Origin of the sequence: Streptosporangium sp. NPDC051023, assembly GCF_040689595.1 — a bacterium.
In the GTDB taxonomy this organism is placed as follows: domain Bacteria; phylum Actinomycetota; class Actinomycetes; order Streptosporangiales; family Streptosporangiaceae; genus Streptosporangium.
Map to the genome: position 1 here is coordinate 195,314 of NZ_JBFBCE010000003.1, position 23,917 is coordinate 219,230.

Annotated in this window: 27 protein-coding genes; 19 read left to right on the forward strand and 8 right to left on the reverse strand. The window is 65.4% G+C overall.

What is annotated here, in order from left to right:
• The first annotated feature begins 146 nt into the window (after nucleotides 1-146).
• Nucleotides 147-2,426, forward strand: a complete 2,280-nt coding sequence (locus AB0395_RS03470) for a polysaccharide lyase 8 family protein (protein WP_366276518.1) — start codon at nucleotides 147-149, stop codon at nucleotides 2,424-2,426.
• A gap of 37 nt (nucleotides 2,427-2,463) precedes the next feature.
• Here AB0395_RS03470 and soxR read toward each other — a convergent pair whose 3' ends face one another.
• The gene (gene soxR, locus AB0395_RS03475) at nucleotides 2,464-2,919 is read right to left on the reverse strand and encodes a redox-sensitive transcriptional activator SoxR (protein ID WP_366276519.1); all 456 of its coding nucleotides are present in this window, start codon (nucleotides 2,917-2,919) and stop codon (nucleotides 2,464-2,466) included.
• 136 nt (nucleotides 2,920-3,055) lie between these two features.
• On the opposite strand from soxR, the gene AB0395_RS03480 reads away from it, so the two are divergent.
• The 4 genes from AB0395_RS03480 (at nucleotide 3,056) to AB0395_RS03495 (ending at nucleotide 6,223) form a co-directional block, all read left to right on the forward strand.
• On the forward strand, nucleotides 3,056-3,670 hold the full coding sequence (locus tag AB0395_RS03480) for an NAD(P)H-dependent oxidoreductase (protein ID WP_366276522.1): 615 nt from the start codon (nucleotides 3,056-3,058) through the stop codon (nucleotides 3,668-3,670).
• Between the two features lie 61 nt (nucleotides 3,671-3,731).
• Entirely contained in the window at nucleotides 3,732-4,394 is a 663-nt protein-coding gene (locus tag AB0395_RS03485) for an antibiotic biosynthesis monooxygenase (protein WP_366276524.1), read from the forward strand.
• 281 nt (nucleotides 4,395-4,675) lie between these two features.
• Complete coding sequence (locus AB0395_RS03490; RefSeq protein ID WP_366276526.1) at nucleotides 4,676-5,119, forward strand: nitroreductase family deazaflavin-dependent oxidoreductase; 444 nt, start codon at nucleotides 4,676-4,678, stop codon at nucleotides 5,117-5,119.
• A gap of 447 nt (nucleotides 5,120-5,566) precedes the next feature.
• Nucleotides 5,567-6,223: a class I SAM-dependent methyltransferase gene (locus AB0395_RS03495; protein ID WP_366276528.1), complete on the forward strand. Its 657-nt coding sequence runs from the start codon at nucleotides 5,567-5,569 to the stop codon at nucleotides 6,221-6,223.
• Nucleotides 6,224-6,381: 158 nt separating this feature from the next.
• Here AB0395_RS03495 and AB0395_RS03500 read toward each other — a convergent pair whose 3' ends face one another.
• Nucleotides 6,382-7,227, reverse strand: coding sequence for a hypothetical protein (locus AB0395_RS03500; RefSeq protein ID WP_366276530.1), 846 nt, complete (start codon nucleotides 7,225-7,227; stop codon nucleotides 6,382-6,384).
• 71 nt (nucleotides 7,228-7,298) lie between these two features.
• Here AB0395_RS03500 and AB0395_RS03505 point away from each other — a divergent pair, with 71 nt between their 5' ends.
• From AB0395_RS03505 to AB0395_RS03525, 5 genes are all read left to right on the forward strand, one after another.
• Nucleotides 7,299-7,460: a hypothetical protein gene (locus AB0395_RS03505; protein WP_366276532.1), complete on the forward strand. Its 162-nt coding sequence runs from the start codon at nucleotides 7,299-7,301 to the stop codon at nucleotides 7,458-7,460.
• 481 nt (nucleotides 7,461-7,941) lie between these two features.
• The gene (locus AB0395_RS03510; protein WP_366276588.1) at nucleotides 7,942-8,202 is read left to right on the forward strand and encodes a helix-turn-helix transcriptional regulator; all 261 of its coding nucleotides are present in this window, start codon (nucleotides 7,942-7,944) and stop codon (nucleotides 8,200-8,202) included.
• A complete protein-coding gene (locus AB0395_RS03515; RefSeq protein ID WP_366276533.1) occupies nucleotides 8,199-9,275 on the forward strand; it encodes a hypothetical protein in 1,077 nt (358 codons plus the stop codon). Before AB0395_RS03510 ends, AB0395_RS03515 begins: the two co-directional genes overlap by 4 nt.
• 275 nt (nucleotides 9,276-9,550) lie before the next feature.
• Nucleotides 9,551-9,742 (forward strand): excisionase, encoded by a 192-nt coding sequence (locus AB0395_RS03520; RefSeq protein ID WP_366276535.1) that lies wholly within the window; start codon nucleotides 9,551-9,553, stop codon nucleotides 9,740-9,742.
• A complete protein-coding gene (locus AB0395_RS03525; protein WP_366276537.1) occupies nucleotides 9,739-10,506 on the forward strand; it encodes a tyrosine-type recombinase/integrase in 768 nt (255 codons plus the stop codon). The genes AB0395_RS03520 and AB0395_RS03525 overlap by 4 nt, the downstream gene beginning before the upstream one ends.
• Before the next feature lie 305 nt (nucleotides 10,507-10,811).
• On the opposite strand, the gene AB0395_RS03530 is transcribed toward AB0395_RS03525, so the two are convergent.
• Both AB0395_RS03530 and AB0395_RS03535 read right to left on the reverse strand, forming a co-directional pair.
• Entirely contained in the window at nucleotides 10,812-11,543 is a 732-nt protein-coding gene (locus tag AB0395_RS03530; RefSeq protein WP_366276538.1) for a peptidase inhibitor family I36 protein, read from the reverse strand.
• 432 nt (nucleotides 11,544-11,975) lie between these two features.
• Complete coding sequence (locus tag AB0395_RS03535; protein ID WP_366276540.1) at nucleotides 11,976-12,647, reverse strand: HAD family hydrolase; 672 nt, start codon at nucleotides 12,645-12,647, stop codon at nucleotides 11,976-11,978.
• 1,070 nt (nucleotides 12,648-13,717) lie between these two features.
• Here AB0395_RS03535 and AB0395_RS03540 point away from each other — a divergent pair.
• Entirely contained in the window at nucleotides 13,718-15,001 is a 1,284-nt protein-coding gene (locus AB0395_RS03540; RefSeq protein ID WP_366276591.1) for a WD40 repeat domain-containing protein, read from the forward strand.
• Nucleotides 15,002-15,359: 358 nt separating this feature from the next.
• Here AB0395_RS03540 and AB0395_RS03545 read toward each other — a convergent pair whose 3' ends face one another.
• Nucleotides 15,360-15,671, reverse strand: coding sequence for a winged helix-turn-helix domain-containing protein (locus AB0395_RS03545; protein WP_366276542.1), 312 nt, complete (start codon nucleotides 15,669-15,671; stop codon nucleotides 15,360-15,362).
• A gap of 227 nt (nucleotides 15,672-15,898) precedes the next feature.
• Here AB0395_RS03545 and AB0395_RS03550 point away from each other — a divergent pair, with 227 nt between their 5' ends.
• Complete coding sequence (locus AB0395_RS03550; RefSeq protein WP_366276544.1) at nucleotides 15,899-16,213, forward strand: hypothetical protein; 315 nt, start codon at nucleotides 15,899-15,901, stop codon at nucleotides 16,211-16,213.
• Between the two features lie 742 nt (nucleotides 16,214-16,955).
• On the opposite strand, the gene AB0395_RS03555 is transcribed toward AB0395_RS03550, so the two are convergent.
• The 3 genes from AB0395_RS03555 to AB0395_RS03565 form a co-directional block, all read right to left on the reverse strand.
• A complete protein-coding gene (locus AB0395_RS03555) occupies nucleotides 16,956-17,549 on the reverse strand; it encodes a guanylate kinase (protein ID WP_366276546.1) in 594 nt (197 codons plus the stop codon).
• Complete coding sequence (locus tag AB0395_RS03560; protein WP_366276549.1) at nucleotides 17,546-18,298, reverse strand: AAA family ATPase; 753 nt, start codon at nucleotides 18,296-18,298, stop codon at nucleotides 17,546-17,548. Before AB0395_RS03560 ends, AB0395_RS03555 begins: the two co-directional genes overlap by 4 nt.
• A gap of 557 nt (nucleotides 18,299-18,855) precedes the next feature.
• Nucleotides 18,856-19,221: a winged helix-turn-helix domain-containing protein gene (locus tag AB0395_RS03565; RefSeq protein ID WP_366276551.1), complete on the reverse strand. Its 366-nt coding sequence runs from the start codon at nucleotides 19,219-19,221 to the stop codon at nucleotides 18,856-18,858.
• 211 nt (nucleotides 19,222-19,432) lie between these two features.
• Here AB0395_RS03565 and AB0395_RS03570 point away from each other — a divergent pair, with 211 nt between their 5' ends.
• The 7 genes from AB0395_RS03570 to AB0395_RS03600 all read left to right on the forward strand — a co-directional run bounded on the left by AB0395_RS03570 (nucleotide 19,433) and on the right by AB0395_RS03600 (nucleotide 23,861).
• Nucleotides 19,433-19,771, forward strand: coding sequence for a hypothetical protein (locus AB0395_RS03570; RefSeq protein WP_366276553.1), 339 nt, complete (start codon nucleotides 19,433-19,435; stop codon nucleotides 19,769-19,771).
• Nucleotides 19,768-21,144, forward strand: a complete 1,377-nt coding sequence (locus AB0395_RS03575; RefSeq protein ID WP_366276556.1) for an FtsK/SpoIIIE domain-containing protein — start codon at nucleotides 19,768-19,770, stop codon at nucleotides 21,142-21,144. Before AB0395_RS03570 ends, AB0395_RS03575 begins: the two co-directional genes overlap by 4 nt.
• A gap of 30 nt (nucleotides 21,145-21,174) precedes the next feature.
• Nucleotides 21,175-21,900, forward strand: coding sequence for a DUF2637 domain-containing protein (locus AB0395_RS03580; RefSeq protein ID WP_366276559.1), 726 nt, complete (start codon nucleotides 21,175-21,177; stop codon nucleotides 21,898-21,900).
• 17 nt (nucleotides 21,901-21,917) lie between these two features.
• Complete coding sequence (locus tag AB0395_RS03585) at nucleotides 21,918-22,280, forward strand: hypothetical protein (RefSeq protein WP_366276561.1); 363 nt, start codon at nucleotides 21,918-21,920, stop codon at nucleotides 22,278-22,280.
• A gap of 14 nt (nucleotides 22,281-22,294) precedes the next feature.
• The gene (locus tag AB0395_RS03590; RefSeq protein WP_366276564.1) at nucleotides 22,295-22,471 is read left to right on the forward strand and encodes a hypothetical protein; all 177 of its coding nucleotides are present in this window, start codon (nucleotides 22,295-22,297) and stop codon (nucleotides 22,469-22,471) included.
• Nucleotides 22,468-22,599, forward strand: coding sequence for a hypothetical protein (locus tag AB0395_RS03595; protein ID WP_366276567.1), 132 nt, complete (start codon nucleotides 22,468-22,470; stop codon nucleotides 22,597-22,599). The genes AB0395_RS03590 and AB0395_RS03595 overlap by 4 nt, the downstream gene beginning before the upstream one ends.
• A 101-nt stretch (nucleotides 22,600-22,700) precedes the next feature.
• On the forward strand, nucleotides 22,701-23,861 hold the full coding sequence (locus AB0395_RS03600) for a replication initiator (RefSeq protein ID WP_366276570.1): 1,161 nt from the start codon (nucleotides 22,701-22,703) through the stop codon (nucleotides 23,859-23,861).
• The last annotated feature ends 56 nt before the right edge of the window (nucleotides 23,862-23,917 follow it).

The window sequence follows — 23,917 nt, forward strand, 5'->3', positions numbered from 1 at the left end:
GGCCGACGGAGAAGGTACGACGGTGAGGAGGGAGGCGGGCGGTGGCCAGCCTGGGCGGATAAGGCGACAGGGCACCCGGAGAATCAGGGCAATTCCGACAATTTATGGCAATTCATGCCCTTGAATTTCCGGGTAATAATCCAAGCGTGAGCGGATATTCCAGGCGGTCATTTCTTTGGCTCGGCGGTGTCGTCGCGGCCGGAGCGCTGATCCCGGCGGCGCATGACCTGTACGCGGGGGGCCGTGCCGCGTATGCGGAGGGTGACCCTTTCCTCCTGCTGCGCCGCAACTGGCGGGACGTGACGGTGGGGGCGGGGTTCGACGCCGCGGCGGAGCCGTACCGGACGCGGCTGGCGAAGCTGGGGGCGACGGCGGCCGGATATCGCGAGACCATGGCAGCGACCGACACCTCGCTCTGGCCGGACCAGATGTTTCCCTCCTACGTCGCGACCCCGAAGCGGCTGCAGACCATGGCCCGCGCGTACACCCTGCCGGGGACCGGTCTCACCGGTGACGCGAACCTGGCCGCTGCCATCGCTGCCGGCGTCGACCACTACCGGCAGCGGGTGTACACCGCGGGCGCCGACCCGGTCGGCAACTGGTGGCACTGGCAGATCGGCGTTCCCAAGCAGCTCCTCAGCACGGCCGTGCTGATCGATCCGCACCTGGCGGACCAGCGAGGCCAGGCGCTGTGGGACGCGGTGGATCACTTCGTCCCCGAATGCCGCCTTGACGACTACAGCGGTACCAGCACCGGGGCCAACCGGGTCGACCTGTGCATGGTGAGGCTGCTGTACGCCATGCACAGGTCGGACCCGGAGAAGGCCGCGCTGGCCGCCTCGGCACTCTCCCCGGTCTTCCCCTACGTCCTGAAGGGCGATGGCTTCTACCAGGACGGCTCGTTCGTCCAGCACACCTCCATCCCCTACCAGGGCACATACGGGGCGTCGCTGCTCTCCGGTCTCGCGACGCTGCTCGCGGTGTTGCGCGGCTCGCCCTGGGAGATCAGCGACCCGAACAGGCAGATCGTCTGCGACATGGTCGAGAGGTCGTTCGCGCCGGTCGTGCACGACGGCTTCTGCATGGACCTCGTCAGCGGCCGGGGGATCAGCAGGGAAGCGTACGGTGACCACGAGAGGGGCCGCGCGATCGCCTCCGCGATCCTGCTGCTGGGGGAGGCGGCCTCCGCCGCCGAGCGAGCCCGCTGGCAGGGCATGGTCAAGGGGTGGGCGCGGCGGGACACCTGCAGGCCGATGCTCAAGGCGGCCGAGAACAACGATCTGGGGTTTCACGCACGCCTCGCCACGATCCTGGGCGACGAGACGATCCCCGCCTCCAAGGAACCCGCCGGGCACCGGCTGCTGGCGATGAGCGCCCGCGCCGTCCACCGCAGGCCAGGCTGGTGCGCTGGACTCAGCATGGCCTCCTTCAGGATCGGCCACTACGAGTACGGCAACGGCGAGAACCTGCGAGGCTGGCACACCGGCTCGGGAATGCTCTACTGGTGGGGCGAGGGGCACGGCGACCAGTACTCCGACTCCTTCTGGGCCACCGTCGACCCCTACCGCCTGCCGGGCACGACCGTCTCAACCCGGCGGCTGGCCGACGGCGCGGGCAACGGGTGGGGCGAGACCTGCCCGCCGGGCCGCTGGGTCGGCGGCGCGACCGACGGCGTGTACGCGACGGTCGGCCAGCACCTGAACGGCTTCGAGAGCACGCTGGAGGCCTTCAAATCCTGGTTCTTCCTCGACGACGCGGTGGTCTGCCTGGGCGCCGGGATCACCGGCGGCGACGGCGTGCCGGTGGAGACCATCGTGGACAACCGCAGGACCGACGCGCGTCTCACCGTTGACGAGAGGGCGGGCTGGGCGCACCTGGAGGGGCACGGCGGCTACGTCCTGCCCTGCGCCCGCCCGCGCGCGCTGCGCGAGGAACGCGGCGGCGGCTCGGTCACCCGGAGCTACGTGACCCTCTGGCTCGACCACGGCATCGATCCCGACGCGGCTGACTACGTCTACCTGCTCCTGCCGGGCGCGAGCCCGGCGCAGACCCGGGCCCGCGCCGCCGACCCCGGCTGGGCGTGCGTGCTCGCCAACACCGCCTGCCAGCAGGGCGTCCGGGTCCCCTCGCTCGGGATCACCGCCGTCAACTTCTGGAACCAGGGAGCCGTCGGCGGCCTGACCGCCTCAGCCCCGTGCGCGATCCTCGTCAGGGAAAGCGGCGACGGCACGGCGACGCTGACCGTGTCCGATCCCCGATGTGACCTGGACGGGCTGACCGTCACCTGGGAACGGCCGGTGGCCAAGGTGCTCCACCGCCCCCCGCTCCTGGCCGGGGCCACGACCGGCGCGAGGCTCGCGCTCACCTTCGGACGGCTGGCGGACCAGACAGGCGGCTCGCACACGGTCACCGTACGGCTCGCATAGGGCGCCGCGTCGGTCGCCGCCTGCCTCGCGTGATCGGTCAGGGCGTGAGCAGCCGCTGCGGGCCCGCCCCTTTCTCGCTCAGAACGTCATGGGGGTTGACCAGCGCGCACTGCTCGAACGACAGGCAACCGCAGCCGATGCACTCGGTGAAACGGTCACGCATCCGCTCCAACCGTTCGATGCGCTCGTTGAGCTTCTCGCTCCAGCACGCCGACGCCCGAACCCAGAACTCCCGGGTGGGGGTGTGATCGGCGGGCAGCATGGACAGGACCTCTTCGATCGCCGAGAGCGGGAGGCCGACGCTCTGGGAGGCGCGGATGAACGCGACCCGGCGCAGGGTGCCCCGGCTGTAGCGACGCTGGTTGCCGGTGGTGCGCCTGCTGTGGATCAGTCCCTGCCGTTCGTAGAAGCGCAGGGCGGAGGCGGGAACGCCACTGCGTGCGGCCAGCTCGCCGACGGTGAGCTCCTCGGCGATCGAGGCGGGCTGTGTCATGCGGATCACACTAGCTTGACTTAAACCTTTGTTTAAGTCCGAGGCTGTTCCCATGAGGTCACCGGAGCCCGTACGGGGCGACCGGGACGAGGACCGTCCATTCGTCCTCACCACGCGCGGAGAGAAGGAATCTGTCATGCCCGAGAAGGGATCCGTCATGCCCGAGAGGCCGTTCCAGCTCGCAGTGATCGTGGGCAGCGTCCGGCAGGGCCGGTTGGGGCCGACCGTGGCGAACTGGTTCGCCGGCCAGGCCCGGTTACGTGACGACATACGCGTCGACGTCGTCGATCTGGCCGACGTGCCGTTGCCCACGGCGCTGCCCGCCTTCGGGGAAGTGCCGGTGCCTGAGACGGCGAGGGTTCTGGCGGCGCTGACCCCGCGGCTGGACGCGGCCGACGCGTTCGCCGTGGTGACGCCCGAGTACAACCACAGCTTTCCCGCTTCCCTGAAGAACGCGATCGACTGGCACTTCACGCAGTGGCAGGCCAAACCGGTCGGGTTCGTCTCCTACGGTGGCCTGGCCGGCGGCCTGCGGGCGGTCGAACAGCTCCGCGCGGTTTTCGCCGAGCTGCACGCGGTCACCGTCCGCGACACGGTCAGTTTCCACAAGGCCTGGGAGCGCTTCGGCCCCGACGGCCTGCCCAAGGACCCGGAGGGCTGCAACTCGGCGGCCAAAGTCATGCTCGACCAGCTCGCCTGGTGGAGCCATGCGCTCCGGGAGGCCCGGGCCAGGCGCCCGTACGCCGGCTGACCCGATCTCACAGCGCACACCATCTGACAGCATCCGACACCATCCGACAGCAGGAGGAACAATGAACCTCGTTCGCGATCTTCTACCGGATCCGGCCCGCTCCGACGTCGGCGCCGTCCTGGTGACCCAACGGACCGTGGGAACGTCCCAGCGGGCGACGGCGCAAGCCGTCACCGCCGAATGGGAGAGGACGCCGTGGCCGGAGGGCCTCGTCTCGCTCAACTGCTACCTGAGCACCGACGGCGAAAGCGTGCTGACCTACGAGCAGTGGACGGGGGAGGAGGCTCTCCACGCGTTCGCGCGAGCTCGCCGTACGGTCGGCACGGACGCCGCGGAACCGGTCGAGTACCGCCTGTACCGCAGCGGGAGCCGGGACGACGCGCCGGAACCGGGGTGCATTGTCATCGTCTCCGTCGAGTTCGTCAGCCCCGACCGGCAGCGGCAGGAACGGTGGGTCGACACCGTCTTCGACGCGCTGGCGGCCGAGACAGAACCCCGTCCCGGCGGGATCTCCGCGCACTTCCACCTCAGCGTCGACGGCACCCGGGTGCTCAACTACGCGGAGTGGACCGATGAGGAGGCGCACCGTGAGGCTCTCGAAAACAGCGGGCAGGGAACCGTCGGCTCTGCACCCGAGTGGCGCCGGGTCCTGGACTTTCCCGGGGTGAAGGACAGCGGATTCAAGCGGTACCGCTTCTACCGAAGCCTCGCCAGACCGCACTGAAGCCTCGCCGAGCCGTACCTGAAGTCTCACCGAACTGTGCGCGGGCCCGCCGAACTGTGCGCGGGCCCCGCCGGGCCGGGTGAAGCCTCGCCGGGCGGACCACGTGCGAGCTTTGCCGGGTCACTGCGAGCCTCGCCGGGCCACGAGCCTGAGTTCACGTGATCCACACCCCGCGAACCCTCACCTTCCGCGTCCTTCGACTCGCCCCTGACCTCGCCGGAACTCTCTTCGGCAGGCTCAGGTGAGACGAGTGCCGAGCGGACAACCAGCAAGGAGGATCGATGACACGTCACGAAGATGAAGAGATCTTTGACAGCACGACGGAGTGGGTGGCCAAGCACATTCGCCGCTACGTCGAGACCGACGGCAAGGAGGGCCACCTGTACCAGGGCTGGCCGACCCTGCTGCTCAGCACCCGCGGCCGGAAATCGGGCAAGCTACGCCGTACCGCTCTGATCTACGGCCAGGACGACGATCGCTACCTGCTGGTGGCGTCGAACGGCGGCTCTCCCCAGCATCCCGCGTGGTACCTCAACCTGGCCGCGCACCCCGACGTCGTGGTGCAGGTCGGCCCGGACAGGTTCGCCGCCCGAGCCCGCGCCGCCGACGCGGCGGAAAAGCAGCCGCTGTGGCGCCTGATGACCTCCATCTTCCCCCTCTACGAGAGCTACCAGGCCAAAGCCGATCGGGACATCCCTCTGGTGATCATGGAGCGTCTCCGGTGAGCGGCGGCGTATCCGGCGAGGCTCCCGCTGCCCGGTGAGCGGCGGCGTACCCGGTGAGGCTCCCGCTGCCCGGTGAGCGGCGGCGTACCCGGTGAGGCTCCCGTCCGCCCGCACTCACCTCGCCCGGCCGTCGTTTCCCGGGCCCACCCGATCGGGGCCGTCTTCCTTTGACGACGCTCGCTCCACGGCTTACCCGTCCCTCTTGGCGAGGGTCGTGCCACAACGCTGAGCGGCGATCTGGTACGGCGCGCGAGATGGCATGTCCGTCACGCCGGGCGGCCTATCTCAGGGGATCGAGGCGATCTCGGTTGGCTCTTCGGGCATAGCCGGACAGCCGAATCATCGACCGCTCGCGCGGGTCTTTGGCGAATCAGGCGAACTCGCGATGCTGCTGATGGTCGGCGCAGAGCACACGGGACGGCGCCCAGCCGGACAGAACGATGTCGGATGACCCCGGAACAGGGCGAGACCCGCCTTGTTCGTCGAAGCGCGGCGAGCGATGTACTGACTGGAGGATTCGTGGGGGATTCAAAGCCACTTGAGCTGTTCGATGATCTCTATCGTGAGAGCGACGATCCCTGGAACACGCTTACCAGTGCGTACGAACGCGAGAAGATAGCCGATGCGTTGAGTCAGCTCGGCTCCCGGCACTACCGGCACATTTTCGAACTGGGCTGCGGGGCAGGGGCTATGACCGAACATCTCGCAGAACGCGGTGATCTGGTCAGTGCGGTCGACGGCTCCCAGGTGGCCGTGGACATCGCCCGGCGGCGCTGCGCCGAGTTGCCCGGGGTAACCGTTGGCCACATGGTCGTGCCCGCATCGCTGCCCCCGCGGGAAACGTTCGATCTGGTGATCGTTTCAGAGGTCGCCTACTACCTCAACGCGGAGGATCTCCGCGTCACCGTGGCAGGCCTCGTCGATGCCCTTGTGGTGGGGGGCGACCTGTTGACGGTGCACTGGGCCGAGGACGATCCCGACCATTGCAGCACCGTCGAGGAGGTCGGCGCGGCGTTCACCGGCGACGGTCGGCTGACACCTCTACGGGGACACACGGCCACCCGTCATGGCACGAGCTATCGCGTGGACCTGCTGCGAAGGTGAGGGGTGACGATCCGCGAAACCAGATGGCCACTATGTGCCACTGGTACGGGCGGGCCGGCACACCGAACCCTGGAAAGCCCCCTGGGCCATCCGCGACGGCTGCGAGGTCACCGTCCCCGATCGACCTTCCGGCAGGACCCGTATGTCCGTGTCGGCGGTCACCCTGCGGGGGCCGGTTCGACATGGTGATGACGGTAGGGGAACAGGTCATTTCCGTGATCGACAACGGTGCTGCACCGGTGCCGGACAAGCTCGATCGTCGATGCCCGGTCGAGATCCTCCTCCCACTTGTCGTCCCTCGGGTTCAGCGCCGCGTCCACGTTGTAGTGCAACCAGTCGCTGACCAGGTAATCGCGGCGGAAGTCGGTTGCCCACTGGGAGTTGCCACCCCAGCCGTACGAGAGGTCGTCGACGGGTCGTGATCGGCGTCGGTAGGTCCAGTACAGAGTGGACCGGTCGGCGACGCCCGCGACAAGCCGTCTCACCCCGGCTCTGACGACCACTCCGGCCCGCATCAGCAGCATGGATCCGACGAGGTAGCCGGGCCAGCACTCCTCGACGATCGCGGGGGGCTCGTCGGGGTCGTCTGCCTGCCGTACCGCGACGATCTCATGGAAGAACGGGTGGAAGTCACGTTTGTCGATCCGGTTCGCGCCCAGCGCCTCGCAGAAGGCGGGGTAGGCGTCGACCGACGGGAAAAGCGTGTTCGCGACCGGCGTGGAATCGTCTGAAGGATCCTGGTAGTTCATGATGAGCAGGTCGAGGACCCGACTCACGGCGTAGAGCCGCTCCAGCGGGCTGTAGCCCTGACGGTGAGACTTCCCGAGATTCCCGAGAGGAATCAGGTGGCTGCCGGGCCGACCTGCCTCCAGTACCTCCTCCACGTGCGCCGGATGTTCGTTCAGCCACCGTCGCAACTCGTCGGCCAGACCGGCACCTTCATGGTCGAGGACGTTCTCGTAGAGAAAACGCCAGTGATGACCGGAGTAGACATCGTCGTCCATGCGCCCCAGGGTCACATGCGCACACGCTTCCAAGCGAAGCGTTTCCACTGATCCCACGTACGTTCCCGCCCGTGCCCGCCTGGTCCGCCGACGGCCACCGGATCAAAGCGCCGCTGGAGTACTTCCGCGGCCCCGACAAGACCTGGGGCTACGGCGCGCTTCGTGTTGCGGACGGCACTGCGGTCACGATGACTGCCTCCTCCCACAACAGCGCCTCCTACCAGCGGTTTTAGCAGCAGATCGAGGACGACGCTCTCGGCGAGGGCAACATCTGGGTGATCGCTGACAACCTGTCCAGCCATGCGAGTCCGGCCACCCGGACCTGGCTGGCCGACCATCCGCGTATTTTGAGGAACGCGGCATTAGCCACCGCACCACACCGGCTGGACGCCTCAGGATGCCGACGCACCGCGCCGTCGAGTGCGACGAGAGCTCGGTAGCTCAAGCGGATGGAATACTGCCGGGACGTGCTGGACGGTTCATTACCCAGGTCCACTTTGTCCTCAAACCATCATAAATTCCACTTTTCAAACTCGGAATCTTCTACCGAGCGGTAGAGAAGTCCAATACCGAGTTTGATGATCCATCACACAATCACGTCTGGCGCTTTCTCCTCGCGTCATCCCTAGCTAGAGTTAGAGTATGGGAAATCCGCGGATGACCTTGGCGACCCAGCTCGTTCTACGCGCGCTGCTCGGTGACCCCACTCGCGAAATGTATGGATTAGAAATATGTGCTACGGCAGGCTTACCTAGCGGCACCATTCACCCCATCCTTGCCCGCCTGGAGGCTATCGGCTGGCTTGAATCCCATTTCGAAAACACTCTTCCGCAGGAAGCTGGGCGCCCCCGTCGTCGCTACTATCGGTTCACTCAAGATGGGGCAGAGAATGCTCGCATTGCGCTTGCGCGGTCTTCCAATAGGGAAAAAATTCTACCCGGCACGTTCCGCAAGCTCGCCGACGGTAACGTATGAACGACCAAACCATCCCCCCAAGAGAATCATCTCGAAAGAATGAAGACAGCTTCGGTGTTGATGATTCCGTCGCCCTCATTCGTAAGCTCGAAAACATAGGAGAGGCCGAGCGCGCTTATGAATTGATAAACAATCTCAGCTATGCCCATGAGCTCACTCGGGATCTTATCAAGACTCTCCGAAACAAGGTTTCCCAAGGTTTTGATATCAGTGCGGGCAATGATATCAAGAAATCGCTTCGGCAAGCTTTGGGTAGCGCACGAAACCTAGACGGTGACCTTCGGCGAGTACGAAAAATTATTAAGAGCATTGACGAGCAGCGCGACCTCAGCCATATCAGCAGCCTCGCAGACACCCTCTCTTCGGTCCTCGGCCATATTCGCAGGCCGGACCAAGTCGTCGCTTACGCTCTCGGCAAGCTTGTCGCCCTCTATAATAATCGCGATCTTCATCGCAACCAGAATCATTTTCGAGACTTTGGCCGCCTGGCCAGCCTTGTCAAGGAAATTAGCCTTACTCTCATTCAAGCATACGATCAATCTCGTAATCTTGAAACGCTATACTTTGAGCTTCAGCAAGAAGATTTATTTATTGAAATAGATCTGATCGAGATACCTTCTTGGGTGGTAATTTCATCACCGGTTCGCTGTCTGGTGGACTTTACGGTTTACCTCCTTCCCAAAGAACAACAAGCGCGTTATGCGGAGGAGTTTCGTGCCGAAATTTGGGATCTAATTGCGGCGAAAGCAACTAGATCCATGCAAGTGTGGTATGCGGTACTTCAGCTGAGCCGAGCTTGGCAGCTACGACGAGAGCTAAGCAGCGGTCCCAAGCGGCCTCGGATCGGATCCTTCCGGCGCGCTGCACATTGGGTATTGGCCTCAAATCTACGTACTTGGCCTGTTCTGATAGTCACGCTACTGTGGGGCAGCATAGACACATACCGCGACACCGGTCTCGGTGCAGCAATCCTGGTCGCAGTAGGTAGTGGAGCAGTTTTTCATACCATGATAAAGAGTTTTCGCAGACTCCTCCGCGTGGAAGTCCAGCGACGTAGGAAGCGCGCGAAGTGAATGTTTTCCCTTCAGCTGGTCTGCTAACTAGCAGGCCAGCCGAAAAGTTTCAGTCAATCCACACCTGCTTGACATTCAAGCAACCAGGACTGTCCGATGGCAACCCGACCCGGAGTGCAGGGCCGCCAGACCCGAGCGCTGGAAGCGGGGTGGCAGCCTTTACGAAGAGCTCACTCATACTGCTGGAAGTCTTCTGCTGATTGTGAGTTCGCTCAGTAAACGTCGGCGAGTGGAAAGCCCTTAGCCACGGCTCAGGGGCTCGGAGGTGGCGCCCGATGAACCGTCGTGGTGACCTCATGCCCCTGGAGCAGGTGCTCGCCGAGCTGGGCGGCATCTCGCGCCGGACCTTCTATCGCTGGCGTGAACTCGGTCGGGCTCCCGTGTGCGTCCAGCTCCCCAACCGAGACCTCTGCGTCTGGCGGAGCGACTTCGTCGCGTGGCTCGACTCCATGCGGGAAGCGGCGTGAACATCAGCTACATGGAGACGGCGGTGGAACTCAAAGAGCTGCCGTCCAACCCGTTGAAGCTGATCAAGTGGAAGCCGCCGAAAGCCGCCTCCTCGGTTGATCCGCGTACGGTGGTCAACCCGGTTCAGACTCGGGAACTCCTCGTTGCCGTGTCCTACGCGGGGCGCACGCGAGGGCGCCACCTGGCCGCGCTGTTCGCCTGCATGTACTACGCGGCACTCCGGCCGGAGGAAGCTACGGGACTGCGTCGGCAGAACTGCGACCTACCCGCCAAAGGTTGGGGCATGATCACTCTCGAACGGGCGCGACCTCAAGCGAACAAGCGGTGGACCGACTCGGGGGAGACTCACGACTCGCGCGGCCTCAAACACCGGGCCAGTGACGACAGCAGGGAGATTCCGATCCCGCCGCGCCTCGTCGAGATCCTCCGCAGGCACATCGAGATGTACGGCGTCGCGGACGACGGCAGGCTGTTCCGCACGTCGAAGAGGAGGCCGTTCTCCGCCTCGGCTTACTCGGGTGTCTGGCAGATCGCCCGGGAGCCGGCGCTCACACCGGAGCAGGCGGCCTCACCGCTGGCCGCACGGCCGTACGACCTTCGGCATGCGGCGGTCTCCCTCTGGCTCAACGCGGGGGTACCTCCCACCGAGGTCACCCAGCGCGCCGGTCACGAGGTCGACGTGCTCCTGCGTGTCTACGCCAAGTGCATCGACGGCCAGCGTTCCTGTGTCAATCGGCAGATCTCCGATGCGCTCGGCGACTGACTGGTTATGACGGCTTGGACTGGCCCACCCAGACGGCCCGGCTTGGACTCACCTGGCTCCTCTGGCGACCTCGGAACCTCGATGTCGGCCTGAATTGGCCCCACCCCGAAACGCGTCGTTTGGAGACCCGTGAGGAGGGGCCAGCCCACAAGGCCAAAACCCACATTCAGTGGATCATGAATGGGTGTTACCTCTGGCGGGGGCGGTCTGGGATGCCGAGAGCGCTCCGGGGCGCATGCGCCGGATAAGGTCCGAACTTCACCGGACACGACTGTCCGGTGGAGTTCGGCGTAGGTGGGATGCGGTCAGGCCAACTGCTGGGCGTGCAGGCCGGTGAGGCGTTCGTAGGCGGGGCTCTCGTCGGGGTAGAGGACCTGGATGTCAATGGGGAGGGCCGTCCCGGGGTCGACGCTGTGTCCGCCGCCATTGGGGGAGCCGAGCAGGACGGCGCCGTCGGTGCCGTTGCGGAGGATCTCGCCCCAGAAGGTGTCGGTGAAGCTCTTGGACAGTGCGGTCCCCTCCGGCAGGTCACCGAAGCCCACGGCCCATTTCATGACACGGGTGTCCTCGGCGTGCATCGTGAGCCGGTAGGAGTAGATGTGCCCCGCGCCTTCCGCCCAGTGGCCCCGCAGTTCCTGGTCGACGCGCAGGTTTCCCACGAAGCGGGCCGCCAGCGCGGACTGGGCCTGGTCGTTCCAGGAGCCGTTCGGACTTTCGGCCATGGGGATTGTCTGCAGATTCGCGATCGAGGTGCCTCGGTTCACCGGCAACGAGTGCCCCTGCTGGTTGGCGGCCGAAAAGAGCGTGTTGTCCTCGGCCGTGTTGTTGACGACGGCACTCACTCCATCGCCGCTGTGGTCGAATCCGTACTCGGAGAAGTTGTTGGCGTATACGCCCGTCGGAATGGCCAGGATCTTGTCGCCACGCCCCGGGGTCTGCCCCGCGTTGAAGTTCGAGCCCCGGTAGAGACAGAAGTTGCCCTCGGGGCACGCCTCGGCCCCCTGGCCGTAGATCACTTTCGGTTCCCTGTCGTTCACTGTGCTTCCTTACCGTTAGCGGCTGAGGCGGCTACCCCAGGGGAAGCCGTCGGGTTCTGCGGACGGTGGCTGTCGCGAGTGTTGTTCGAGGGCGAAGCCCCACGCGTCGTGACAATGTGACCGGCACAGACGCCCGATAGACACACTATGAGGTTCTTAAGCTACTAAGCGTAACGACACGTGGGTTCATCCTGGTCGTCCACAGGGACCGTTAGCTGGCACATAACCGGGACCGTAGCGGCGCTGACCTGTGCCGTTGCTCTTGATCGGCTTCGGGTGGGGCCAAAGCCGTCACGCCTCTTCGGCGAAGATCATTAATTGGGGCCGCCCAAGCCGCCAGGTGCGGTTGGAGCCGTCCTGGCCAACTGACCTTTACTCGATCCAAGAGGCCCTGGCTCCCCGCCGGGGCCTCTTTCGTTACCCGCGTCTCGATCAAGGATGACTGTTCCGCAGGATCTCTATGGCCTCTAGGACGTCGGTGACGGTGTGATCCGCCTCGTGATCCTGGTCTGGCCAGGCGCCTCTGTCGATCCAGATCGTTCGCAGACCTGCTGACCGTCCGCCAGCGATGTCTGCGGTGAGAGCGATGTCTGCGGTGAGATTGTCGCCGATTGCCCACCCACCGTCCGACAGGGCCATCCTGCACCGCTCGGCCGCGATCTCGAACGACCTCGCTGCGGGCTTTCGGACACCCTCGATGCCTGAAAGCGCCATGGCGTCCACGGCCTCGGCCAGACCCGTCTGCCGGATCTTCCCCAACTGGTTGTCCGCCGTCCCGTTGGTGACGATCGCCACGCGCCATCCTGACACCCATAGCCGGGACGGCCCGCTCAGGACCTCGGGGCGACAGTGGACGAGGTACGGCATGCGTCTGCGGTACTGGCCCCAGAGCTCCTCAACCGGATCGAGGAGGCCGAAGTGCTCTCGTACCTTGGCGAAGAACACTTCGCGGTGCGGGTAGCCGGAACGGTCGAGGGCGGCCAGCCAGTTCACGCCGTCGTGTCCGAGCTCGTGGTCCTGGGCGAACTCCTCGACCCACAGCCGGAACGCCTCGTCCAGGTCGACGAGGGTGTTGTCCAGATCGAAGAGGGCCAGTTGTTGCACGGAAACCGAGCCTATCCGGCGCTGTTTCCCGGATCCGTGCGCTCCGCGCTGACGCTGATTTGGGTGATCTGAGCTGGCAGAACGGCTCCAAGATCATCACGTACATGCTCCGCGACCGCTGACATACGGCTGCCTACAGTGGCACCTGGCTGCCTGAGGACGTCATGGGGAGGCAAGGCGAAAGCCCAGGTGGGAGGGTGTTTTCGCTGCTAGGAAGAGTGCCCCCGGCATGATTCGAACATGCGACACCCGCTTTAGGAGAGCGGCGGCTACATGATGGTCCTGTATGGCGTGAGCTGCAAGGACATGCCTCGCAGCTCGCGCTTCCCTCAAGATCATCCCATGCGTGTCCCGAGCTGGGAAAGGTTCATCGCCAAGTCGGTATGCGCCGAGAGAATCAAATCGGTAGGTGAACAGTGCGTGGCTTGGCGGACTTTCCCGGTCACAGCGCTAGCGATTCAGGAACAGCTTGAGTAGCTTCCATGCCCGGTTTCGGCGACTGGGATCGGTCGACCATAGGTAGATAACGGCCAAAACGGACAGTAAGACAACCGCGATCAGTGCGGCAGAGAGCAGATTGGACATGATCGACACAGGTTTCCTCTAGGTCCGGGGGCGTCTGAGGCATAGGCGCCGGTTGGGTCATCGCTGCCTCGATGGCATCCATTGATGCGGCATGACCGTTCCATCGAGGGTGCGATGTGCTCTTAGCTTGGACCGGACGAAAGGGACGTTTACAAGCTACGTCGGATCCTTGACAAGGTGGGACGCGATAGTACGCATGCTAACGACTGCTGACAAGGCTTGACGATCCTGGATCGATTTAAGCGAAGAAGCTTTACATTTTCTGACAGTCTGGCATGCTCGTGACTACCATGAGCCAACAGCACATAAGTTCCTCTGCTGAGTCCCCATTGGAGGCGCTGCGAGCCCGCCTGAAGCGGCTGCACCGCACCAACGGGGAGCCGAGCACTCGCACTATCGCCAGCCGGATCAAGGTGGTCAGTCATACCACGGTGCACAGTGTGCTGCGGTGCGAAAAGGAACCGCGGTGGGGCCAGTTGGAACTCGTGGTCGAGGCGCTGGACGGCGACATAGAGGAGTTTCGTCAGCTCTGGGTGGCCGTACGTGACGCTCATGATCAGCATAACCAAACGACCAACGTGGTTAGTTCGGCCATAGACTCCATAAATACGCCTCGGAATCTCCACTATGAACCCCCGTCGGCTGTCGTGATTGACTATGACACCGATCTATCGGAAACCTTTCCCGTCTACTCTAAAAGCATCAACATAACGCATGGTGACCTTAGTCACCTTAATGTCAAAGTTGCTGAACTGAGCCAGGAGCGCGATGACCTCGCCGCTCAGCTACAAACTGCGACAACCACTGTGGCCGATGCCCATGCCAAAATTGAGCATCTTCAACGGGTGCTGCGCGATATTTGGCCCATTGCCGGTCATTCCCTTCTCGGTCACGCAGGTCACGTCACGAGCGTGGAGTTTTCTCCTGATGGCCGACTGCTTGTCACGGCAGGGGAGGATGGCACCGTGCGTATGTGGGACCCGACCACCCGCCAACCAATCGGCGACCCTCTCACCAGCCACGATGGTGCCGTTGTCGGAGTGAGATTTTCGCCCGACGGCCGCTTGCTTGCCAGTGCCAGTTGGGACGGCACCGCGAGACTGTGGAACCCTACAACCCGCAAGCCGATCGGGGGATCTCTAAAGGGCCATGCTGGAGCCGTCACCGAGGTGGAGTTTTCTCCTGATGGCCGACTGCTTGTCACGGCAGGGGAGGATGGCACCGTGCGTATGTGGGACCCGACCACCCGCCAACCAATCGGCGCCCCCCTCACCAGTCACAATGGCGGCATTACCGGAGTGAGGTTTTCTCCTGATGGCCGACTGCTTGTCACGGCAGGGGAGGATGGCATCATGCGTATGTGGGACCCGACCACCCGCCAACCAATCGGCGGTCCTCTTGCGAGCCATACCGGCCCCATTGTCGGGGTGAGGATTTCACCCGATGGCCGCCTATTAGTTACGGCGAGCGAGGATGGAACTGTACGTATATGGGATCCAGATACCCGCCGGCCGATCGGTGACCCATTAACCAGCGAAACGGACGCGTTCTTGGGGATATCGAACTTCTTTGACAGCCGTCTGCTGGCTACTGCTGGCTGGGACGGCACTGTGCAACTTTGGGACTTAGCCACCTGTCAGTCAATCGGTGTCCCTCTCACAGTCCACGGCAGGCCTATCTTCGCAGTGGCACTCTCTCCCGACGGACAACTGCTGGCCACCGTTGGTTGGGACGGTACTGCTCGGGTGTGGCCATCTCCTCATTTGTAATCATGTAAAACCGCGTTGCCGTACTCCGCTGCCGTACACAGCACCCCGGCCGGTGGCTCGCCCCGGTATCCGGTGGCAAGGGGACCCGTACCGCAGGGCCGCTAGGCTCGAGGAACGGAAGCCCCGCGGCAGTCGATCGCCCCGACCGGCTACGGCTCGCGCCGAAGTGGCGATCGTCACGGCCGCCACCACGACGACATCAGCGAAAAGCTTTCTTGTGAGGTCTGTCGCCTGATGATCGCAAGCGCGTGGGCGGCGCTGGCCGTGACCGGCCGAAGAGCCGCAGCGCGGCCAGCGACCGCCCGACGCGCGGCGAGGCGCCGAAGGCGGCTCGCCTTTAAAGACGTACAGATATTTCTCATTCAGCCGATGACGGCTCGTCTTCCGGCTGGTCTTGGTCGTCGCCTTCGGGCTCGATGTGCTCGGGCGGCCCACCTGTCTTGGGGTCGGCCACGAAGGTCCCGATGTTCTTCACGGTGTAGACCAAGCCCTCGGCGATGAGGGCGTTGATGACCTTGCGGGCGGTTCGTCGAGCGATCCCGAACTCCTCGGCCATGCGAGGTTCACCCGGGATAGGACGTCCGGGCTTGTAGTCACCAGCTTGGATGCGGCGGCGCATCTCGGCGAGAACCTGCTCTGACTTGGGCTGATCAGGCCGGAAGTGGATCACAGCCAAGACGATAGGAAGCGACCGGTAGCCCCAGGTCAAGAGACGTTACGATGCGTACCGATAGGAAAGGGTAGGCAGGAGTAGTCAAGAGTGTTTATGCTGCCTGTAGCCGTCAAGGTGGGTCCCTCAAGATCTAGGGTCCTGACCTGGCCGTCTGTGTTCGGTGACTCCGGTCTTGGGGGCGTGATGCGACAAGACGAGACGACCGGTTCGACAGGAGGTGGGACATGAACGCGCCGTTCGTCGGTGACGTGGAGCCAGTGGACGCGGTGCAGGAGCTCCGCGCGGCCCTGGCTGAGCATCGGATCGCGGGTGATGTCCACTACGGGTACGGCCTGGCGTTGGTGTCTGTCCGGGGCGGGCTCACCATCTGGTGTGACGGACAGCATTTCCGGTGGCGGGTCGGCTGGAATCAGAAGCGTCGGAGGGCTGTCTACAACTGGCATCCCGCGCTGGAGCCCGCTCGGGCTGCTCGACGGATCGCCCTCTACTACGCCGGTCTTCGTAAGCAGCGCGCACACCGAACAGAGGAAGCCTCGTGATCGCCCTGGACGAGTGCGTGAGTCCACACGTGGCGATGACTCAACGGGAGCATGTCCGGCTGGCGTGGCACTCTCCCTCCAAGATGTTGGACCGAGCGCGGCCGGTGTCCTGGACCTGCTGGTGTCGGGCGACGGTGTATGAGCTGTGCGTGGGCGGAGGCCGTGCGTTCCTGCGGCGAACCATCCAGCTCGACGGCGGGCACGAGATCCGCGAGACCTTGCCTGTGTCGATCAGTGAAGCTGGGGTGATCTGGACGGTGCTGCTGTCTGGGAGAGCCCGTTAAACGGGCGTGGCGGCGTTGCCGTGGAGGGAGGCGCCGCCACGCCTTCGCCGGAAGCCAACCAGACGGCTTCTGGCCCGTGCCTCCCCGTTCCGGAAACCATGGCAACCGCCCATGGAGATGTCCTGTCGAAGAAGTGCCTCGTCCGCGGTGTCCGTTCATCCATGATGGACGCCGTCATCCCACACCAACCCCAGAGACGAGAGCACTTCCAACAGGGACAGGCCCATGCGGTAGCCAGGAACGGGGAGGCGCGGACAACACGAGACCAGCAACCAGAGCAAGCGGAGACGGAAGGATGACGGTCCTGACTGTGGCTTACGGACTTGCTCCTGGTGGCTGCTCGCATGGCTCGGTGTCCTGGACGTCGACCCCTCAGGGGATGTGGACGGGGGCCAAGTGCGACAGCTGCGGGACCTGGTGGCGGCTGGACCTGATCCCGCCGGACGTCGCAGCTCGGCTCACGGGGGGTTCGCCTCCTCGTGAGAACGCCCGGCCGTTCGTAGCCGGTCGTAGGCCGTCATGATCTCCCGGGCGGCGGCGTCGGCGCTGAGTTGGTCGGTATGGATGCGCAGATGAAAGAACCCTTTGTCGGTGTTGGCCTCCAGGTCGGCGAGCGTCTCGTCCCATGCGGCCAGGCGCTTGCCGGTGTCGGCGTCCCCACGGTCGTGGGATCGCTGCTCGGTCACCTCGCGCGGTACCCACAGCAGCACCCGAAGCCAGGAATCCGGTTCGCGTCCGACCAGTCGGCGGAGGTCGGCGATGTTGCCCATGTGTGCGATCGGCACGATTCCGGCGGTGGTCAGGTCGTCGATGCTCTGCTGGTCGACGGCGTAGGTGTTGCCGTAGCGGTGCGTCTCGACGACCAGGCGGCCCGCGCCGCGCAACGTGGCCAACCGCTCGGCGGTGACTAGCTCATACCCCTCGGCTCGGCCGGTTCCGGCCTTGAGCTTGGGCAGCAGCACGAACCGCAGATCCAGCCGGTAGAGGGCGGTGGTGATGGTGTCCTTGCCGCTGGCGGGCGGGCCGTACAGGACGATCCCAATGGGGCTCATGCCAGGATCCGTTTGAGTGCCTCGCGGGTCTGGTCGGCAAGGCTGATCGCCGAACCTAGGCGGTTGTCGACCGTGACGTGTGCGGTGGGCGGGCTCTTGTCGGTGTCGATGCCTGCGGCGTACTGCTCCCAGTTGCTTAGCTTCCACGCGTCGCGGGCGGCGCCGCGGAACTCGATGTACTCGCGCATCGATTCGGGATCGCACCGGACCCAGATGGCCGCCAGGTCGATGCCCTTGGCCGCGCACCGGTTCTCCAGGCGGGTGAACCACGCCTCGTCCTTCAACTCCGCGATGAACGGGGCCGACAGGATGGAGGAGGTGCCGACGTCGAGGTTGTCCCACGCGGTCTCCATCAGGCACCGGTACTCCAGCGGGCGGACCTCCTTGAGGTACAGCTCGCTTTGGCGGTCGTTGGGGTCGCTGCCCAGGGAGACGAGGAGCCGCTCGACGATGGAGCGGGTCAGGGAGTCCTTGTCGAGGAATGCCCAGCCGGTGATGTCGGACAGGAAGCGGGAGAACTCGGTCTTGCCGGATCCGGCGTACCCGCCGACGAGGACGAGGATGGGCTTGGGGCTGCCTCCGCCGTGGCGTCGGCGCCAGGCGTCGACCACTCGGCTTCTCAGCAGTGCCTGTGGAGAGCCGTCCGCTTCGATGTCGCCGTGGGAGACCTTGGTGAATGTCTCCTCGATGACCTGGGCTGCGGCGTCGTCGGCTGCGGGATCGGAGGGGGCAGGCAGATCGGAAATCACGATTTCCGCTTTCTGTGATTCACCCGGCAAAGCAGGACGAAAGCCTAGTTCGGGCTCGGTGGCTTCGTAAAGGAGACAATAGGCGCGTCGGTAATGGGGGCCTGGGTATCCGGTGCCCTGCTCGTGTCCCCAGAGGGTTTGGAAGTTGGCGGCCGGTACGGCAAGGCCGTGGCGCAGGGCTGTTTGGCGTAGCCGTTCGCCTGCGGCTTCCAGGGTGAGCCCGTGGGCTTCCCGGTGTTCCCGCAGGCGGGAAGGGGTCCAGCCCTGACGCTGGGTCGTCTTCATTGCATACCTTCGCCTTCACACTCGGGGGCGGTGTGTGGTCGTGCAGGTGAAAACGCTCGTGTAAATCGCCGGTAAGGCAACCTGAAGAAGCTTAGCTAGATCGTCGTGATACAGAAACTCCGCAGCTCACGGTGAACTTGCGTCATCCCGAAAGGCGAAAAGCGCCGGGGAACGCGAGGAGAGCACGATGAGCGCAGACGAGGAACGGATCCTGCGGGAGTTGGCCGCGATCCGGGAAGAGCTGGATGAACTGGCCTGTCGGGTCGGCCAGATCACTTCGGCGCTTGGAAGACCGCCGACTCCAGAGCGGCGAGCCGATCCCCCAGCTCTTTGAGGCTCTGGCGCATCTGGGCGAGTTGGTCCAGAACTTCGGCGCTCACGCCTGACGGTTCGGGCTCGGTGGCTGCGGCGGGGACCTCGCGGACGAACACTCCCTTGCCCTGCTGGCCGATCACCGTGCCCTCGGTGCGCAGAACGCTGATCGCGGACTTGACCACGCTGGCGGAGACGTCGAAGCGTTCGCACAGTTGGGCGATGGACGGCAGCGCCGTACCGGTGGGCAGTGCTCCGCTGCGGATCTGGTCGCGCAGCTCGTCGACGATCTGCAAGTAGGCCGGTCGGCCGGTCTTCTCCACCATCTGCGCTCGTCTCGCCTCGTGTTGGTGCGTCCGTTGCATCTGACGCATCTATCGCGCTTGGCGCGTCTATCGCGTCTGACGCGACTTGCTGCATCTCCAGTTCAGCACACCCCGGTAAAGAAACCAACCAAGCCTGCGAAGTACTCATTGACAACTTAGAATTCCAAGTGTTCCATGTCTTCTAAGCAGTCCACCTAGCAAAGGAACGATCATGCGCACCATCCCCATCCCCGTCGACGTCACCAAACTCCAGATCACCTGCGTCAAGGCTGCCAAGCCCCGCCTGGTCAGCAAGGAGACCGGCGAGATCAAGCGCGACAAGGACGGCAACGTCATGTACGAACTCACCCTCCTGTTCGAAGACGAGTTCAACCGCATGGAACTGGTCAAGGTCAGCATCACCCCCGAACCGCAGATCACCGCCGGTGAAGAGGTCGTCCCGGTCGGCCTGGTCGGCTACGTCTGGGAACAGAACGGACGCTGGGGCATCGCCTACCGGGCGCAGTCCTTCGTCCCCGCCGGTTCCGCCGGAACGGGGGCGGACCTGTGATCGACCTCCACCACCCTCTCCTCAAGGTCCTCGCCGTCCTGGTCGCCCTGATCCTGTGGCGGCGCTGGGCTCCGGTCTCCTACTGGTATCTCTTCGTCTTCCCTCGCAAGGCCGTCTGGCTGCGCTGGAACTGGCGGCACGTCGCCACCGGCTGCGGACTGACCAAGAAACGCCACCGCTGGTGGTTCACCACCGTCCCCGGCCTGATCGCCTCGACCGGCGTCGTGCGGGTCAAACGGCGCTTCCAACGGGTCGAGGTCGACACCAAACCCTGGATGAGCCTGCCCCGCCCCGTACGGCACGGCTTCCGCATCACCTTCCACCTGCTCGACGGCCAGATCCCCGACGACTACGCCAAGGTCTGTGAACGTCTCGCGCACGCCTGGCGGATCGAGGCGGTCCGCGTCGTCGGCTCCCGCCCTGGCCGCGTCACCCTCCAGGGGATCACCCAGGACCCTTTAATCCACGTCGCACCCGCCGTAGCTCCGACTGAACCTCGCGACGGCTGGCGCGCCGATGACCTACTGCGGCCAGTCGTCGGGGTGCTGGAGACCGGAGCGGCCTGGCGGATGGACCTGCGGCTCATCCCGCACTGGATGAACGCGGGCGCCACCCAGTCCGGCAAGTCCAACCTGATCAACGCACTCATCGTCGGCCTGGCCCCGCAACCGGTCGCCCTGGTCGGCTTCGACCTCAAGGGCGGCGTAGAACTGTCGGCTTACACCGCCCGGCTCACCGCACTGGCCACCACCCGCGCCGAATGCCTCGACCTGCTCAGCGACCTGATCGCGGTCATGGGCGCCCGGATGCTGGCCTGCCGTCGATACGGGGTGCGCGACATCTGGCAACTCCCCGACGCCTCCCGCCCCATCCCGGTCGTGGTCCTGGTCGACGAGGTGGCCGAACTCTTCCTCACCGCCGACAAGGCCGAAAAGGACCAGGTCACCCGTACGGCTACCGCCCTGCTGCGGATCGCCCAGCTCGGCCGCGCCTTCGGAATCCACCTGATCCTGTCCGGCCAGCGCATCGGCTCCGACCTCGGCCCCGGCGTGACCGCGCTACGTGCCCAGATCGGCGGGCGTGTCTGCCATCGGGTCAACGATCCGGAAACCGCGGTGATGACGCTGGGCGACCTCGACCCTGACGCGCTGGTAGCTGCCCGGTCCATCGCGCCGGAACAGCCTGGCGTGGCGGTGATCACCGGTTCGGACGGCCGGTGGTATCGGGCGCGGTCCGGCTATGTCTCGACCACTGCGGCCGAGCAAGCCGCCGGCACCTACGCCGACGTGACCCCGTCCTGGCACCAGGTCGCCGCCTCCGGTCTCGGCCATGAACTGCCCGGTGCCGACAGCACCCCCGAACTCGCTGCCTGACCTTCTCCACGCTCGAAGGGAGGAACCCCGATGACCACGACAGCGCCTCGCCTGGCCGTACGGCTGGCCGATGCCGGACCGGTGCTGATCCTCGCCCTGATCGCCGGGGCGGGCAGCTTCACCCACATCCGCGACACGGCCACTGAACACGGACAGTCCGGACCGATGGCCTGGGCGGTGGCGGTCTGCGTCGACCTCACCTGTGTCATGGCTGCACGGGAACGGCAGCGCGACAAGAAGAACGGACGTCAGCGAGACGGCTGGGTCACCTGGCCAACCCTCGTCCTCGTCGGCGGGATCGTTCTGTCGCTGGCCGCGAACCTCGCTCAGGCAGAACCGTCCGCCTGGGGGTGGATCACTGCGGCGACCCCGGCGGGGGCGTTCCTGATCGCGGTCTCCATGCTCGAACGCCGCGCCACCGAACCCCGTCCCGAACCATCCCCGGAAGCCGTTCCCGTTCCCGTCGCCGTCGCCGTCCCGGAGATCGTTCCCGCGGCGGACGCCGTACCGGAGACCCAGAACGACCCCACCACCCTCTTCCCGCTCCCTGATCCAGCCGTTCCCGGCCAGAACGACCAGAACAGCGCCAGTACGGCTGATCCGCTCCTGGACTACGCGCGCCGCGTCGCCGACGAACACCACACCCGGCACGGCAAACCGATCACCCGCGACCTGCTGCGCACCCGCCTGGGCGTGTCCAGTCAGCTCGCCTCCGACCTGCTGCGCACCCTGCGCGACAGCTCCGAACCCGCCTGACACGAAGGGAAACGACCATGACCCCCACCGACCCCCGCGCCACCCTCATCGACGGCCTGCGCGACCTGGCCGCCTTCCTGGAAACCAACCCCGACGTCCCCATCCCCTTCTCCGTCACGGTGCACCACTTCCCCGACGGAACCGACGACGAGATCCGCGCCGAGATCGACGGCATCGCCGAACTCCTCGGCACCGACGTCGACCCCGGTGACGTGGGCTACGACCACTACCGCACGGGCCTGCCCTTCGGGCCGGTCCAGTACTCGGCCGTGGGCATCCTCACCCACTCCCGCGCCCGCCACGACGCCGACAGGTCTTACGCGGGCTGCATCACCCCCGCCCCCGTTGCCGCCCCCATCGCCCCGCCCCACGCTGCCTGAAAGAGAGAACCCCCATGCGCATCCGCATCGACGGCACCTACGCCGAACTCGTCCACGCCGCCAATACGATCCGCAAGGTCCTGCCGATCGGCTCGATCTCGCCGATCTTCCCGGTCCACGAGCGCCCCTATACCTGGCGCGTGTTCCTCAACACCGCCCCCCAGCGCGACACCGGGAGCTGGACCGCATGACCGATGACCAGGAAACCCGGCCCGTCGACCTCGTCCCCCAGCGCTGGCAGTGCTGCGACTGCGGCGGGACCGGACTCGACGGCTACGGCCAGACCTGCGACCTGTGCGAGGGCCTCGGCTTCTGCTGAGCCTCGGCGCCCCCGGCGTGACCACACATCCGCCAAGACGCTCGTCACGTCGGGGGCCATCCCGCACCGAACCTCACAGCCCGGAAGGGACGCGCCCCATCATGCCAAACACCTACGCGGTAGCCGGGATGATCACTCGGCTCCACGACCCCCAATACGAACGCTGGGCCTCCCAGATCCGCCGGACCGGCGGCTGCCGACAGCCCATCCACCTCCGCGGCCACGTCTTCCACCTCGACCCCGCCACCGGCCAGCGCCTGCACAGCTACAGCACCGCCACCGAACCGGACGGCATTCTGCGCCTGCCCTGCAAGACCCGTCGGGCCTCACGCTGCCCGGCCTGCGCCGAGACCTACCGGGCCGACACCTACCAGTTGATCCGCGCGGGCCTGGTCGGCGGCAAGGGCGTCCCCGACTCGGTCACTGCGCACCCCTGCCTGTTCGTCACCCTCACCGCCCCCTCCTTCGGCACCGTCCACACGCGACAGGAGAAGAACGGCACGGTTCTGCCTTGTCACGCTCGGCGGGACGCGGTCGCCTGCCCGCACGGGCGGGTCATGTCCTGCACGGCTCGGCACGGGGCCGACGAGGGATGCCTTGGCGAACCGCTCTGCCCGGACTGCTACGACTACGCCGGATCGGTGCTCTTCAACGCCATGTCCCCGGAACTGTGGCGGCGCTTCACCGAAGCACTCCGGCGCCGCGTCGCCAAACTCGGGGGCCTGACGCTCCGGGAACTGCGCGACCAGGTGACGATCTCCTTCGCCAAGGTCGCCGAGTACCAGCGCCGCGGCGTCGTCCACTTCCATGCCGTGATCCGCCTCGACGGCCTGGACGGGCCTGCCTCGGCTCCTCCGGCCTGGGCGACGGCCGACATGCTGGCGGACGCCGTACGGCATGCCGCTTCAGCCGTCGCGGTCACCACCCCCGCGGCGGCCGATGAGTCCGCTCGGGTCCTGCGCTGGGGCACCCAGCTCGACACCCGCGAGATCGCCATGGACGGCGACCTCACCGAACAGGCCGTCGCCGCCTACATCGCCAAGTACGCCACCAAAGCCGCCGAATGCGTCGGCACCCTGGACCGGCGCATCAACCCCCTCGACGACCTGACCGCCTTCGACCTCCGCGACCACCCCCGACGACTCATCGCCGAGTGCATGCGCCTGGGCGCCCTCGACGAGCTGGCCGATCTCCGGCTCATTCAGTGGGCTCACATGCTCGGCTTCCGCGGCCACTTCTCGGGTCTGGCAAGATTTTCGTGATGGGGTGACGGTGAGTGCTCGTGATCATGCGAGTAGGACCCGTTTCCGCAGGAGTG

Coding starts and splice junctions, on each gene's coding strand:
- soxR (WP_366276519.1), bottom strand. CDS start 2,919: ATGACACAGCCCGCCTCGATCGCCGAGGAGCTCACCGTCGGCGAGCTG.
- AB0395_RS03515 (WP_366276533.1), top strand. CDS start 8,199: ATGAACGACCAAACCATCCCCCCAAGAGAATCATCTCGAAAGAATGAA.
- AB0395_RS03500 (WP_366276530.1), bottom strand. CDS start 7,227: ATGGACGACGATGTCTACTCCGGTCATCACTGGCGTTTTCTCTACGAG.
- AB0395_RS03490 (WP_366276526.1), top strand. CDS start 4,676: ATGACACGTCACGAAGATGAAGAGATCTTTGACAGCACGACGGAGTGG.
- AB0395_RS03565 (WP_366276551.1), bottom strand. CDS start 19,221: ATGGTGGAGAAGACCGGCCGACCGGCCTACTTGCAGATCGTCGACGAG.
- AB0395_RS03520 (WP_366276535.1), top strand. CDS start 9,551: ATGAACCGTCGTGGTGACCTCATGCCCCTGGAGCAGGTGCTCGCCGAG.
- AB0395_RS03585 (WP_366276561.1), top strand. CDS start 21,918: ATGACCCCCACCGACCCCCGCGCCACCCTCATCGACGGCCTGCGCGAC.
- AB0395_RS03595 (WP_366276567.1), top strand. CDS start 22,468: ATGACCGATGACCAGGAAACCCGGCCCGTCGACCTCGTCCCCCAGCGC.
- AB0395_RS03570 (WP_366276553.1), top strand. CDS start 19,433: ATGCGCACCATCCCCATCCCCGTCGACGTCACCAAACTCCAGATCACC.
- AB0395_RS03495 (WP_366276528.1), top strand. CDS start 5,567: ATGACCCCGGAACAGGGCGAGACCCGCCTTGTTCGTCGAAGCGCGGCG.
- AB0395_RS03550 (WP_366276544.1), top strand. CDS start 15,899: ATGAACGCGCCGTTCGTCGGTGACGTGGAGCCAGTGGACGCGGTGCAG.
- AB0395_RS03580 (WP_366276559.1), top strand. CDS start 21,175: ATGACCACGACAGCGCCTCGCCTGGCCGTACGGCTGGCCGATGCCGGA.
- AB0395_RS03480 (WP_366276522.1), top strand. CDS start 3,056: ATGCCCGAGAAGGGATCCGTCATGCCCGAGAGGCCGTTCCAGCTCGCA.
- AB0395_RS03590 (WP_366276564.1), top strand. CDS start 22,295: ATGCGCATCCGCATCGACGGCACCTACGCCGAACTCGTCCACGCCGCC.
- AB0395_RS03600 (WP_366276570.1), top strand. CDS start 22,701: ATGCCAAACACCTACGCGGTAGCCGGGATGATCACTCGGCTCCACGAC.
- AB0395_RS03555 (WP_366276546.1), bottom strand. CDS start 17,549: ATGAGCCCCATTGGGATCGTCCTGTACGGCCCGCCCGCCAGCGGCAAG.
- AB0395_RS03510 (WP_366276588.1), top strand. CDS start 7,942: ATGTATGGATTAGAAATATGTGCTACGGCAGGCTTACCTAGCGGCACC.
- AB0395_RS03485 (WP_366276524.1), top strand. CDS start 3,732: ATGAACCTCGTTCGCGATCTTCTACCGGATCCGGCCCGCTCCGACGTC.